13 protein-coding genes are annotated in these 13,907 nt (G+C 57.8%); 11 read left to right on the top strand and 2 right to left on the bottom strand.

Features of this window, described 5'->3' with window-relative positions:
• Positions 1–19 precede the first annotated feature (19 nt).
• The 5 genes from JT718_RS13220 to coaD all read left to right on the top strand — a co-directional run bounded on the left by JT718_RS13220 (position 20) and on the right by coaD (position 6,647).
• On the top strand, positions 20–2,155 hold the full coding sequence (locus JT718_RS13220) for a sensor histidine kinase (RefSeq protein ID WP_205503185.1): 2,136 nt from the start codon (positions 20–22) through the stop codon (positions 2,153–2,155).
• A gap of 30 nt (positions 2,156–2,185) precedes the next feature.
• Complete coding sequence (locus tag JT718_RS13225) at positions 2,186–2,923, top strand: response regulator transcription factor (RefSeq protein WP_205503186.1); 738 nt, start codon at positions 2,186–2,188, stop codon at positions 2,921–2,923.
• Positions 2,924–4,260: 1,337 nt separating this feature from the next.
• Positions 4,261–4,713, top strand: a complete 453-nt coding sequence (locus JT718_RS13230) for a LexA family protein (protein WP_205503187.1) — start codon at positions 4,261–4,263, stop codon at positions 4,711–4,713.
• Between the two features lie 3 nt (positions 4,714–4,716).
• Positions 4,717–5,976 carry a Y-family DNA polymerase gene (locus JT718_RS13235; RefSeq protein ID WP_205503188.1) on the top strand — a complete coding sequence of 420 codons (1,260 nt, stop codon included), beginning with the start codon at positions 4,717–4,719 and terminating at the stop codon, positions 5,974–5,976.
• Positions 5,977–6,167: 191 nt separating this feature from the next.
• Positions 6,168–6,647, top strand: coding sequence for a pantetheine-phosphate adenylyltransferase (gene coaD, locus JT718_RS13240; protein ID WP_205503189.1), 480 nt, complete (start codon positions 6,168–6,170; stop codon positions 6,645–6,647).
• Here coaD and JT718_RS13245 read toward each other — a convergent pair.
• The gene (locus tag JT718_RS13245; protein WP_205503190.1) at positions 6,601–7,284 is read right to left on the bottom strand and encodes an NUDIX hydrolase; all 684 of its coding nucleotides are present in this window, start codon (positions 7,282–7,284) and stop codon (positions 6,601–6,603) included. The genes coaD and JT718_RS13245 overlap by 47 nt on opposite strands.
• Positions 7,285–7,398: 114 nt before the next feature.
• Here JT718_RS13245 and pyrE point away from each other — a divergent pair, with 114 nt between their 5' ends.
• Both pyrE and JT718_RS13255 read left to right on the top strand, forming a co-directional pair.
• Positions 7,399–8,037: an orotate phosphoribosyltransferase gene (gene pyrE, locus JT718_RS13250; protein WP_205503191.1), complete on the top strand. Its 639-nt coding sequence runs from the start codon at positions 7,399–7,401 to the stop codon at positions 8,035–8,037.
• A 208-nt stretch (positions 8,038–8,245) separates the two neighbouring features.
• Entirely contained in the window at positions 8,246–8,743 is a 498-nt protein-coding gene (locus JT718_RS13255) for a metallophosphoesterase family protein (protein WP_205503192.1), read from the top strand.
• 100 nt (positions 8,744–8,843) lie between these two features.
• On the opposite strand, the gene JT718_RS13260 is transcribed toward JT718_RS13255, so the two are convergent.
• Complete coding sequence (locus JT718_RS13260) at positions 8,844–9,017, bottom strand: hypothetical protein (protein ID WP_205503193.1); 174 nt, start codon at positions 9,015–9,017, stop codon at positions 8,844–8,846.
• A 75-nt stretch (positions 9,018–9,092) separates the two neighbouring features.
• Here JT718_RS13260 and JT718_RS13265 point away from each other — a divergent pair, with 75 nt between their 5' ends.
• The 4 genes from JT718_RS13265 to JT718_RS13280 all read left to right on the top strand — a co-directional run bounded on the left by JT718_RS13265 (position 9,093) and on the right by JT718_RS13280 (position 13,710).
• A complete protein-coding gene (locus tag JT718_RS13265; RefSeq protein ID WP_205503194.1) occupies positions 9,093–10,121 on the top strand; it encodes a threonine aldolase family protein in 1,029 nt (342 codons plus the stop codon).
• 193 nt (positions 10,122–10,314) lie between these two features.
• Positions 10,315–11,073: a type I methionyl aminopeptidase gene (gene map / locus JT718_RS13270; protein WP_205503195.1), complete on the top strand. Its 759-nt coding sequence runs from the start codon at positions 10,315–10,317 to the stop codon at positions 11,071–11,073.
• Positions 11,074–11,200: 127 nt separating this feature from the next.
• Entirely contained in the window at positions 11,201–12,238 is a 1,038-nt protein-coding gene (locus JT718_RS13275; RefSeq protein ID WP_205503196.1) for an aspartyl protease family protein, read from the top strand.
• A complete protein-coding gene (locus JT718_RS13280) occupies positions 12,229–13,710 on the top strand; it encodes a glycogen-binding domain-containing protein (RefSeq protein ID WP_205503197.1) in 1,482 nt (493 codons plus the stop codon). Before JT718_RS13275 ends, JT718_RS13280 begins: the two co-directional genes overlap by 10 nt.
• Positions 13,711–13,907: the final 197 nt, after the last annotated feature.

Raw genomic sequence — 13,907 nt, forward strand, 5'->3', positions numbered from 1 at the left:
CCCCCGTATCTTTGTTGAGATGAGAAAGAAAACGCTCCTTTGGGTCATTGTCTTGATGAGCATCTCCCTGATAGGGCTGATAGGCTTCCAGGTGTACTGGATTCAGCATGCGGTGCAGATGGAGGAAGAGGTGTTTGACAGGAACGTCAACGATGCCCTGCACCAGGTGGCCCGCCGGCTGGAGCAGCAGGAAGCCGTGCACTTCCTCAAAGAGGAAGCTCCCCAGATTACGGCGGCGGCCTTGACCACAGATGCTCCGGCCCCCCTGGCGGAGGCCGAGCCCACCGTACCCGCCAAGCCCGCCAAACCCCAGTCCAGGGAAGCCCGAAAGCGGCAGCCCAGGAAAGCGGCTCCTGCCCCGCCGGCACCGGTAACGGCCTCCGTTGGTCCACCGGCGGTTACGGTAGTGCCCCCGCAGGTACTGGTGACGCGCACCGAGGCGCTGACGCAGGTGTACGGCATGGTGGAAACCACCCGCGTAAAAGCTCCCCGCACCCGGGCTTTCGTGTCGGGGGGGCAGCACATTGAGATCTTCGGGAAGGGAGCCACCGACTCAGTGGTGGTCTGGAAGTTCCTGGCCTCGCAGGCCAAGGCCGATTCGCTCCTGAAAAAAGGTTTGGCCCAGCACTTCCAGCGCGGCAAGGCCGACCAGGATTTCCTGTACAGGCTGGAGGGCGACACGCTTACTCCCCTAAGGCAGCAGGAAGCCCTGCGGCTACTCAACCCCAAACACCTCAAGTCCATCAAGCTGCAAGGCAGGACCATAGACCTGGTCACCGACTCTCTGCTTGGCAAACAACTGCGGCAGTCGTTCACCATCTCCGTTGATTCCCTTCAGATTCCTACCAGATACGTACCTGCCCACAGCGGAAAGACCTGGTCCGGCAAGGCTCCTACCCATTCAAGTCCTGGCTTCAATGCCACTGCGCAACCAGCTCGCAGACAGGCGGTAAAGCAAAAGACACCGGCTCCCGCCCACAGCGGCACCCCGGAGAAGGACCCGCACCAGAAAGCCCAGGCCAAGGCGCAGCACCTGAACCAGGTCATGCAGCAGATGGCGGTGGAGTACGTGCGCAAGGAGAAGCCCCTGGAAGAGCGCCTGCAGCAGCTCAAGCTCAAGGAACTGCTGGCCAACGAACTGCACAACCGCAGCATTTCCACCCCCTACCGTTGCTCGCTGCGGTCGGTGGCGGCGGCCTCCAAAGACGCCAACTTTGTGCTGGCCTCGCACCACACGTTTGCCTCTGCCAACCTGCGGGAGAACGAGTACGCGGTGCGCCTTTTCCCCAACGACGTGATGACCGCCCCCAGCTTCCTGCTGCTGAACTTCCCCAACCGCAACCTGTACGTGTGGCAAAGCCTGCTGCTTCCGTCGGTGATCTCGGTGCTGTTCACCCTCATCATCATTCTTACGTTCTCCTTCACCCTGTACACCATTCTGCGGCAGAAGAAGATTTCTGAGATTAAGAACGACTTCATCAACAACATGACGCATGAGTTCAAGACGCCCATTGCCACCATTTCCCTGGCCCTGGATGCGCTGGTGAACCCCAAGGTGCGCTCAGACGAGGTACGGGTAGACTATTACGCCCGCATCATCAGGGATGAGAACAAGCGCATGCACCAGCAGGTGGAGAAAGTGCTGCAGACCGCCCAGATGGAGCGCCAATCCATCCAGCTGGCCTGCGAGCGGGTAGACGTGCACCAACTCATCAGGAAGGCCGCCGAGCCGTTCCAGCTGCACATTGAGCAGCGCCAGGGCATGCTGGACCTGAAGCTGGAGGCCCAGGAACCGTACGTCTGGGCCGACCCCGGGCACCTGGCCAACATGGTGGCCAACCTGCTGGACAACGCCAACAAGTACTCGCCCACCGCGCCCAAGATTGTGATCCAGACCACCACCATCTCCAAAGGCCTGCACATCTCGGTGGAGGACCAGGGCGTGGGCATGTCTAGGGAGGCGCAGAAACGGGTGTTTGACAAGTTCTACCGGGTGCCCACCGGCAACGTGCACAACGTGAAAGGCTTTGGGCTGGGCCTCAGCTACGTGAAGACCATGGCCGAGGCGCACGCCGGCAGCATCCACCTCCGCAGCGAACTGGGCAAGGGCAGCAAGTTCACGCTTTGGCTGCCTTTTCAGAAAAACATGAGCTAAACGATTCTCTACCCTTAAACGCCTTACACCATGACCGCACTGTCTGCCACCCGCCTTCTCCTGGTAGAAGATGACCCCAACTTCGGGATGGTCCTCAAAGACTACCTGGAGCTTCATGACTATGACGTCACCCTCTGTACCGATGGCCTGCAGGGCTGGCGCATGTTCCAGAAAGAGGCCTTCGCCGCCTGCATCCTGGACGTGATGATGCCCCTCAAAGACGGCTTTTCCCTGGCCGCCGACATCAAGAAGGCCGACCCGCTCATGCCCGTGATCTTCCTTACCGCCAAAGCCATGAAGGCCGACATGCTGGAGGGCTTCCGGCTGGGCGCCGATGACTACATCACCAAGCCATTTGACTCTGAGATCCTGCTCTGCAAGCTCAAGGCCATTCTGCAGCGGAAGGCGGTACCCACCACCGCCGAAAAGCCCGCCGCCACTGAGTACCAGCTGGGCCATTACCACTTCAACGCGAAGACCCGCCTCATCACCCACCACGGAGACACCCAGAAACTTTCGCCCAAGGAGGCCGAGCTGCTGCTGCTCCTCTGCCAGTACCTCAACGACGTGCTGCCGCGGGAGGTAGCGCTCAGCAAAATCTGGAAAGACGACAATTACTTCACGGCCCGCAGCATGGATGTCTTTGTCACCAAACTTCGCAAATACCTCAAAGGCGACCCCCGGGTGGAGATCATCAACGTGCACGGCAATGGGTTCAGGCTGGTGGCGCCGACGGCTGAGGCCAAGGAATTGGCTCCTTCGGTTTGAATTGTCTGTCAAGCGAGGCTTGGTCTGAGCTGGGTATCACGCAGGGGGTGTTTTCGGGCTCTTTTTTGAAGAACGAGCCGAAAACACCCTTTCTTTGTTAGCCGCTAGGCCTGGCAGGAACCTGCTCCTTTGCGCCCAAAGTTGTTTGCTGCTGGCAGAGTGCTTGCTGAGCAATAGCTTGACCTTTGCTGATTTGGTTGTTGTTGGCGTGGCGGCGGTTGTCTACTTACCTGGTCCTTGCTAAGATGGTGTTGCTGGCGTAGTTCTGGCTTGTTTATGGCTTTGAAAGCCGTGTTTTCTTGGTTTTTACTGGCGTAGTGGCGGTTTGCCTATGAACTTATAGGCTGTGTTGTTGCATAGTTTACTTGGTGCGCTCACGGCCGCGAGGCCCCGTCTTTGCCCCTCGCACTGCCCTTGCGGCCCACCTTTGTAGTTTGTGCTTAGCTTCTGTTCTTCAGGGGCCACAAGCGAGGCGCTCGAGCCAAAGACTGGAATAGGTGCGTTTAGTAGAGGCTACTGCTGGTTGGTGGCGGAAGCTTTGCTTGTAACGACGGTACTCAGCAGGAGTAGACCTACTCAATCACACTACAAAGATTGCCGTCTCAAAAAGTAACAACGGCAGCTCTGCAGGAGTAGACCTGCCCTTCTCGGGAGGGGAGTTCCGGTTGATGGCGGATGGAATTGCCTTAGGGTGGACCTTGGCCGATGGGTTGCGTACGTGGGAGCCTATGGCCCGCTAAGGCAATTTCCTTACTCGTGCAGATGACTCCCCTCCCGGGAGGGGCAGGGGTGGGTACAGGCCGCCTGCCGCCGTACTACCGCCTGCCCAAAAAACTTCGTAGCATCTGGAGGACCTGCGAGCGTCTGCGCGCTTTCCTCTCAAAAAGGGTAAAAGGGGTAATCCCTTCACTCCTCCCATGGTTCAAGTCTGTGACTTGGACCTACCATGGCGGCAGTTTGCAAAGCAGTGAAGTACTAGCTTCAATAGGAAAACAGAAGTAAGCGTTCCTTTATACTACAGAGGTCCGCTGGTGGAGATCCGCTGGCGCGAACCTCCGGCTTGTGCCTTCTAAACTGGTTCAGTGGGTGCTCCTCCGTTTCCTGCTTTCCACCTGTCCTATCGTTCCTACCCCTGCTTTCCTCCTATCCTACATCCCTACACCCTTGTTGGTGTTATCACCAACAAGCACCCCCACACCAACAAGCTATCCAACTGAATAGCCGCAAAAAGGCCCTTTCAGCAATCGCCACTTAGTCCTTAAAAACTAAAATAATTAGCTAAATATAGAGCTTTTGCTAATTTTGTTCGTAAAGAGCAACAGAACAGCAAGAGCCGTATGGAAGCAGCCATTATCCCGTTACACCCCGTGGAGGAAAACAGGTTCCTCGTGATCATTAACCAGGGTCAGTCCCTGCCCCTTTTCACCACCACCGTGCAGGCCGGTTTCCCGAGCCCGGCCTCTGACTACAGCGCCGAGCCCATTGACCTGAACACTTATGCCTCCACCCATCCGGGGTCTACGTTCCTGGTGAAGGTAATGGGCGACAGCATGATCGGGGCGCACATCATGCCCGGCGACCTGGCCATCGTGAACCGCGACCTCAGGGCGACGAGCGGCATGGTGGTGCTGGCGTTTGTGGAGGGCGGCTACACCATCAAGCGCCTGCAGGTGAAGAAAGACGCCGCGTACCTCATGTCTGAGAATGAGAAGTACCCGCCCATCAAGATAGACTCGCCCGAGGGCGGCCTCATCTGGGGCGTGGTGGTAGGCATTCACCGTAAGTTTTAGCCCATGACCAGCCTGTTTGCCCTGGTAGACTGCAACAACTTCTACGCAAGCTGCGAGAGGGTTTTCAACCCCACCCTGGTAGGCCAGCCCATAGTGGTGCTCTCCAACAACGACGGGTGTGTGATTGCCCGCAGCAACGAGGCCAAGGCCCTGGGCATTGGCATGGGTGCTCCGTTCTTTGAGATCAGGGAACTGGTGAAGGCCCACGGCGTGCACGTGTTCAGCTCCAACTACGAGCTGTACGGCGACATGAGCCGCCGCGTGACGCTCATCCTGTCTGAGTACACGCCCCACCTGGAGATCTACAGCATTGACGAGAGCTTCCTGGACCTGAGCAATTTCCTGCACGTAGATCTGGAGCAGCACGCCCGCGCCATCTGGGAGCGCGTTCCCAGGGCCACCGGCATTCCGGTGGCGGTGGGCGTGGCCCCTACCAAAACGCTGGCCAAGATAGCCAACCGCCTGGCCAAGAAAGGAACGGGCACCCTGGTGCTCAGAGACAGGGAGCAGATAGAGCAGGCCCTGAGAGCCACAGCCGTCGCCGATGTTTGGGGCGTAGGGCGGCAGTACGCGCGCAAACTGGCCGGGTATGGCGTGCAGACCGCCTATGACCTTTCCTGCGCCACCGACAGCTTTGTGAAGAAACACCTCACCATTGTGGGCCTGCGCACGGTAAAGGAACTGCGGGGCGAGTCTTGCCTTGACCTGGAGCTGGCCCCGCCGCCCAAGCAGAACATCTGCACCTCGCGCTCCTTCGGTGAGCCCCTTACCGAACTGACTGATATTGAGGAAGCCCTGGCGGCCCATACCGTGCGGTGCGCCTCCAAGCTCCGGAAACAGAACAGCTGCGCCTTCTCCTTTACCGTTTTCCTGGAGACCAGCCGCTTTACCTGCCCCACCCAGCACTACCACCAGAGCAGAACGGTAAAGCTGGAGGTACCCAGCAGCAGTGAGCTGGTCCTGGTGGCAAAGGCCCTAGAAGCGCTCAGGGCCATCTACCGGCCGGGGTTCAGGTACAAAAAGACGGGCATTATTGTGTCTGGTCTGGTGCCGGCCAACCAGGTGCAGGAAAGCCTGTTCTCGGCCAACACCCGGGAGCGGGACAACAGCCTCATGCAGACCCTGGACGGGCTGCGGGAGAAGTTTGGGCACGGCATTGTGAAATACGCGGTACAGGGCACCTCCCACAAGTGGAAGATCAAGAGCGAAAACCTTTCGCCCTGCTACACCACCCGGCTGGAGGACCTGATCAAGGCGTATTAGCCGGGTGGTGTGCCCGGGCGCCGAAGGCAGTCCTGTTGCCTGCCGGTGAGGATGCCTGTTTTGGGCTTGTTTTCTGGAAAAAGGGGCTAAAACCGCATTTCAGGAAAGAATTGAGGGGGCAAGCGGGCGGGGTACGGATTTTTTCAGCATCTTCACCCCTGCATTCCCTTTCACCGTAACCAGACCACCGCATGAAACGCATTGCCATCTTTCCCGGCTCCTTTGATCCTTTCACCAACGGGCACTATGACGTGGTACAGCGGGGCTGTGAGCTGTTTGACAACGTAATTGTGGCCATTGGCAACAACAGCAGCAAGAACCGCTACTTTCAGGTGGCCGACATGGTGGGCATTATTGAGGGCGTGTTCAAAGACAACCCCAAGGTGTGGGTGCAGGCGTACAAAGGCCTCACGGCCGATTTCGCGAAGGAGGTGGGGGCCCGTTTCCTGCTGCGCGGCTTACGCAACACCACCGATTTTGAGTACGAGAACACCATTGCGCAGGCCAACCGGCACGTGAACCCAGACCTGGAAACCGTGTTCCTGATCACCTCACCGCGGCTGGCGGCCATCAACTCTTCTATCATCAGGGAGATTCACCGCTTTGGCGGCGACGTGCAGGATTTTATCCCTTTCCACCTTTCCGCATTGCCCTCAAATAGCCCCGGATAACGAACTGAATGGAGGCGTAGGTGTCTGGCAGCACTTCCAGCACCTCGTTGGGGGACATAAAGCGCACTTCTTCAATGAACTCCTCGGCCTGGGGCTTCATGTAAGTGTCGTCCAGGCACTGCATGGTGAACCAGCTGGTCTTCTTCAGGATTTTCTTGCCCTTGTACGCGTAGGAGTGCCAGGTATTGGGGAGCTCGCCGGTAATGGCCACCTTAATGTTGCACTCCTCCTCTACCTCGCGCAGGGCGCCCAGCTGCACGTCCTCGCCTTTGTTGAGCTTGCCCTTGGGCAAATCCCAGATGCCCAGGCGGTGAATCATGAGCAGTTTTCCGTCCTTTTCCACCAGACCGCCGGCCGCCTTGATAATCTTGAACTGGTCTTTGAGGTGCTCAATGAGCTTCTTCTTCTTGTCAGTGACCAGGGTGAGGGAATCCAGCTTCTTGAGTTTCTTGACTTCCATTAACCGTACCAGGCGGTCTATCAGGATGGGGTCCACGTCCCGGATGAGCACGTCACCCACCAGGTCCTTGGAAGTAAATTGATCGTCTTTACCCAGCACCAAGTCGTATTTGTGCTTGAAGATCTTGTCACTGCTCTTCTTGATGATCAGGGGGATGTCGTTGATAAAGACATTCATGAAGTAGGCGCTTATGTACGGAGCGTATAGAGGATACAAAATAAGAAAGAAAATTCATAGGGTACAAGCAGTGCCGGCGCGGAAAAGATTGGCAGTATTTGCGTAATTTCGCCCATGCCACACACAGAAACCGCCGCACAAATTGCGGCCTACCTCCTGGAAACCCAGGCGGTGCGCCTCCGTCCGGAGCAGCCGTTCCAGTGGAGCTCCGGCTGGAACTCCCCCATCTACTGCGATAACCGCGTCACGCTTTCTTATCCGCACATCCGTACGTACATCAAAAACGCGCTGACCCAGGCCGTGAAAGACCAGTTTCCCGGCGTGCAGGCCATTGCCGGCGTAGCCACGGCGGGCATTGCCCAGGGCGCCCTGGTAGCCGACCTGCTGGACCTGCCGTATTTGTACGTACGCCCCGAGCCGAAGAGCCACGGCATGGGCAACCAAATTGAAGGGAAGTTAGAACCGGGCCAGCGCGTGGTGCTGGTAGAGGACCTGATCTCCACCGGGGGCTCGTCGCTGAAAGCGGCCAGGGCGGTACAGGCCGCCGGGGGCGAAGTGATTGGCATGGCCGCCATCTTCACCTACGGCTTCGGCAAGGCCGATGAGAACTTCGCGGCCGCCGGCATCCCCACCGTGTGCCTCAGCCACTACAACGCCCTGTTAGAGATTGCCGCCCAACAAGGCTACATCTCCTCAGAAGCCATCTCCACCCTGGCCCAATGGCGCCAGCAACCCGAAACGTGGGGGAAGTAATGTGCTAATTCCCTAATGTGCTGATGTGCTAATTTTTTGAATGTGAAATTTGAGGATGTGGAGATGTTAAGATTGATGAATCTGTTTTGGGCCTGTTTTCTAAAAACAAGCCCAAAACTGGAACTCATTCAAGCCGTATCCTACCCTATCCGTTCCACGATAATTAGCACATCAGCACATTAACCCATTAGCACATTAGCATTACTTTATGAAAATTGGCCTGCTCTCTGACACCCACAGCTACCTGGACGACCGGATGCTCACCCTGCTGCAGGGGAGCGACGAGATCTGGCATGCGGGCGATTTTGGCACGGCGGCGGTGTCTGAGCGGCTGGCCCAGGTGGCTCCCGTACGGGGCGTGTACGGCAACATTGACGCCCAGGACGTGCGGGCGCTCCACCCCAAGACGCTTCGGTTTACCTGCGCCGGGCTGGACGTGCTCATGACGCACATTGGCGGCTACCCGGGCAAGTATGCCCCAGAGGTGCGGGCCCTGATCAAGGAAAACCCGCCGGGGCTGTTCATCTGCGGCCACTCCCACATTTTAAAGGTGATGCAAGACCCCAGGCACGGCAACCTGCTGCACCTGAACCCGGGCGCGGCCGGGCGGCACGGCTTCCACCAGGTACGCACCATGATGCGCTTTGAGGTCCTGGACGGCAAGGTGCAGCACCTGCAGGTGATTGAGCTAGGCAAAAGGGCATAAAAAAAGTGTAACCGCAGTGGTTACACTTTAAAGTATCTTGTAGCTAGAGTAATCGCGTACAGTTTGCCGAAAGGCAGCAGGCGAACGAAAAAACGCAGAATTACTCAGCGGCTGCTGTAGAAGCGGCTGGAGCGGTAGCGAAACGAGCTTTCAGCTCTTCAACGTCTACGTTTTTGATTACGGGAGTAGTCAACAATTGCTTGATCACGCGCACTTTGTTGTTCTGTCTTGCTTTATTCTTCCGGTCTTTTCTTTTTAATCTAGTAACTGCCATCGGTCAATATTTAAAATTGAATCGCAAAAGTAAGTTATTACTTTTACAATCTCAAATTTCAGCTTAAAAAAACCGATGAATCCTTTGATAGATCTCCGGAGCGACACGGTGACCAAACCTGGCCCCGCCATGCTGGAGGCCATGTTTCGGGCCCAGGTAGGCGATGACGTGTACAGCGAGGACCCCACCGTGAACGAATTGCAGGCCTACGGGGCCCGCCTGTTTGGCATGGAGGCGGGCCTCTTCTGCCCTTCCGGCACCATGACCAACCAGATTGCCATTAAACTGCACACCCAGCCCCTTTCTGAGGTGATCTGTGAGCGCACCAGCCATATCTATTTATATGAAGTGGGCGGCATTGCCTTCAACTCGGCGGCCTCGGTGCACCTGATCCAGGGCACCAGGGGGAAAATCACGCCGCAGCAGGTGGCAGACGGCATCAACCCAGACAACATCCACCATCCGGTCACCAGCCTGGTGTCTCTGGAGAACACCAGCAACAAGGGCGGGGGCTCTTATTACACCCTGCCGGAGATTGCCGCCATTTCTGAGGTATGCCGCCAGCACCACCTTCCGCTGCACTTAGACGGGGCCCGCGTGTTCAATGCCCTGGTGGCCACCGGCGAGAACCCGCAGGACTACAGCCGCTATTTCAACACCATCTCGGTATGCCTTTCCAAGGGTTTGGGCGCTCCGGTGGGCTCCCTCCTGCTGGGTCCAAAACCTCTGATTGAAAAAGCCAAGCGGGTGCGCAAAGCCTTAGGCGGCGGATGGCGTCAGGCCGGTTTCCTGGCCGCCGCCGGCTTGTACGCGCTCCAACACAACATACCGCGCCTGCAAGTGGACCATGACCGGGCCGCCCTGCTGGGCAAAGTGCTGCAGGAAGCCTCTTATGTAACGGAGGTGCTCCCCGTAGACACCAACATTGTGATTTTCACGCTGGCCCCTGAGGTGAACCCCAATGGGTTCATTGGCTACCTGGAAGAGAAAGGAATCCTGGCTTCCACCTTTGGTCCGCAGCAAATCCGGATGGTGACGCATCTGGACCTGACCGATGACATGATTCAGGAAATCATCGCGGCTATCCGGCACTATAAGGCGTAGCGCCCCGGAGCGTTCCCGGGTTTCGGGGCTGTTTTCTCTAAAACGGCCCCGAAACCCAACGTACCTGGCCCAAGGATTTCAGAGGCACCTGCTGCAACCTCGCGCCTTTGGCAGGTTACCTCAAGGCCCGCCTGTTGGCCCAAGCGTCTCGTTTCGCCCCGTCTTCATTCTCACCCCTTAAAAACCCAATCCCATGTCTATCTCCTCAGAAGCCGAATTACTTGGAATACAGAAAATAAGTGCGGCCGTGGCGGAGACGCTGCGCCAGATGCGCGAACACGCCAAACCCGGCATGACCGCCCAGGAACTGGACGACTTCGGCGGGGAGCTGCTGTCGGCGGCGGGTGCCAGGTCGGCTCCGCGGCTCTCGTACGGCTTTCCGGGCTGGACCTGCATCAGCGTGAACCAGGAGGTGGCGCACGGCATCCCTTCGGCCCAAAAGGTGCTGCAGGAAGGCGACCTGGTCAACATTGACGTTTCGGCGGAGCTGGACGGTTTCTGGGCCGACAACGGCGGCTCCTTTATTCTGGGCCGGGATCTGCACCAGCGGCAGCCATTGGTAGACGCTTCGCGGCAGATTCTGGAAAAAGCAGTAAGCCAGATTAGGGGCGGCGTGAAAGTGGCCGACATTGGTTTCCTGATAGAGGCCGAGGCCCGCAAGCGCGGCTACAAGGTCATTGAGAACCTGGCCGGGCACGGCGTGGGCCGCAGCCTGCACGAGGAGCCGCACGACATCCTCAACTGGGGCGACAAGTCAAACAAGACCCGGTTCAGGAAAAACTCGGTGGTAGCCGTGGAAACGTTTATCTCCACGGGCTCTACCATTGCCGTGGAGCAGCAAGACGGCTGGACCCTGCTGGGCAACAAAGGCGGGTACGTGGCCCAGCACGAGCACACCATTCTGGTCACCGACGGCAAACCCGTGATTCTCACGGTCGCCAACGGCATCTGAAAATTTTCCTGGGCCCGGCATAAGGGTAAGTGCGCCTCTTTCCATCTTATACATACTGGTACCCTATTTTAGAAAGTACCTAACGGGCCGTTGAGCCCTTCCCTACCCAGAACCATAGACGTTCCTAATGCCTTTTTCGCGCCGCTTCTCCTTGGTGAGGTTTCTTGGGCTGCTCCTGCTGGTGATGAGCGGGAGTGGGTTTGTCTGCGCCAAGCCGGCGGCCGGGGAAAAGGAGCGGAAGCAGCGGGCGGGCGCTGTCACGGCCCTTGCCCAGAAGGTGGCGGGCTTTTCCATCTCTTCCTTCTTTGCCGGCAGCGACTCCACCTCCTGCGTTATTCCGTTCACGCGCGCCGGCAACCTGATCCTGATCCAGGCCACCGCCGACACCACCGTGGGCAACTTCATCTTAGACACCGGCGCCCAGAACCTGGTCCTGAACATCACCTATTTCCGGGATTACCCTACACTAAAGGTCAGCAACGCCGAAAGGACCAGCGTGACCGGCACCTCGCCCACGGTGCTGAAGACGGTGGTCAGGAGCTTCTCCTTCGGCACCCTGCGCTACAGCCGCCTGCGGGCCGACCTGGTGAACCTGGGCCACATTGAGAACTCCAAGCAGGTGAAAATCCTGGGGCTGCTGGGCATGGAGCTGTTCAGGCAGTGCGAGATGATCATTGACTACGAGCGCAGCCTTATTTACCTGCACCAGATTGGCAGGAAAGAGGCAACTACTTACCGCAGCAAAATGTTACAGGATACGGCCCGGTACCACAGCATTCCCATTGACCTGAAGGACAACCGCATTATTGCCCGCACTGAGCTGGCCGGCAAGAAAGTAGACTTCATCATTGACTGCGGCGCCGAGACCAACATCCTGGACAGCCGCCTGCCCAACAAAATCTTTGAGCAGGTGGTCATCACCGGCCGGGTGCTGGTGAGCGGCACCGGCAACAAAAAGATAGAAGCCCTGCGGGGCGATGTGAAAGACATGAGGCTGGGCAGCCAGGCCTTTGCTTCGCTACCGGTCTTGATCACCAGCCTGGAGAACACCTGTTTTTCGTATAACGGATGTATCAACGGGGTGCTGGGCTTTGACTTCCTGGCAGCCAACAACAATAAAATTGGCTTTAACTTTGTGAAGCGCGAACTCTACATATGGAAATAACCCACAACCGGCTCTCTGGGCAAACATGGCGCAGGCGCTGCTGGTGCACCATCCTCTTGATGGTCTGCCTGCAGGTGCACCTTTTTGCCCAAACGCCGGGGCGAAAATACATGGTGCGCGACGGGCGCATGCTCATTGAGTTGAACAAGCAACTGCCCGCCGCCTCTATAGACAGCTTTCTGGTGCAGTTCAACCTCACCGACCTGGGCCTGAAGCATTTCCTGCAGACGGGTAAACCCGATTCTCTGCAGCAACAGGGCTGGCACATTGAGCACAACTCAGACCAGCTGGTGGTGATCACCAAGCCGCTCATGGTGTTTGAGAACCTGATAAACCCCGCCGACCGCATCATCTTCACCGAGAAAGACCACGCCGCGGCAGACTTGTTCCCGGAGGGTCACCAACGGGTGGTGCTGGGCTTTAACCGGTTCAAGAACAAGAAGCCTTTCCCGGAGAAAGACTCGGTGGTCACCTTTTACCTGCGCAACAACCCCTCGGCCCGCAAGGTCTACCTGGCCGGCACCTTCAACGGGTGGTCGCCCACCAGCCTGAAGATGAACCGCGTAGACAGCGGGTGGATCGCTCAGGTGCCCCTGGCCGCCGGGAAGCACTGGTACAAGTTTGTCATTGACGACCACTGGGAGCCCGACTTTGACAACCAGCTGCGCGAGAACGACGGCCGGGGCAACATCAACTCGGTGTACTACAAAACCAACGTGGTGTTCAGGCTCAATGCCTTCCCCAACGCCAAGCGGGTGTACCTGGCCGGCAGTTTCAACAACTGGCGCGAGCGCCACCTGCAGCTGACCAAAACGGCTAATGGCTGGGAGTTGCCGCTGTTCCTGGCCCCGGGCACCCATGTCTATAAATTCATAGTAGACGGCGACTGGCACCATGACCCGGCCAACCCCGAGACCGTTCCAGACGGGCACAACGGCGTTAACTCGCTGCTGCGCCTGGGGCCCACGCACCTGTTCCGGTTAGAAGGGTATACCGGGGCCCGGGAGGTGTTTCTGGCGGGCAGTTTCAACCAGTGGCGCGACTTTGAGCTGCCCATGAAGAAAACCCCAACCGGCTGGGAGTTGCCCTACGCCATTGGTCCGGGCAATTATGAGTACAAGTTCAAGGTAGACGGCAAATGGGTCTTAGACCCCGCAAATCCCTTGAAGGTGGGCAACCCAGAGGGCACCGGCAACTCCTACCTCATCCTCTCGCCCAACCACACGTTCCGGCTCAGGAACCACGGCAAGGCCAAGGCGGTGTACGTGGCCGGCGATTTCAACAACTGGGACCCCAAGGCCCTGCGCATGAAGAAGGAAGGAGACGACTGGGTGTTCAGTCTGCACCTGCCGGTGGGCAAGAACCGCTACAAGTTCATTGTGGACGGCGAATGGATCATTGACCCCGACAACAAACTTTGGGAGCAGAACGAGCACCATACCGGCAACTCCATCATCTGGATTGAGCGGTAAAACCGCTTTTAGTCTGGGCATTCTTCCCATTACCCCGCACCCTTTTGGGGCGGTTTTCTGAAAATAAGCCTCAAAACAGAACCCACTTCAGCAAAGAGGTGGCCAGAGTTTAGGCCCTACAACGGGGAGGCTGCTCTTGTTTACTGGAGCAGCTTCCCCGTTGCAGGGCTCTTTTTCTGGAATTACCCCAAAAACGC

This window comes from Rufibacter psychrotolerans (genome assembly GCF_016924645.1).
GTDB classification, from domain to species: Bacteria; Bacteroidota; Bacteroidia; order Cytophagales; family Hymenobacteraceae; genus Nibribacter; species Nibribacter psychrotolerans.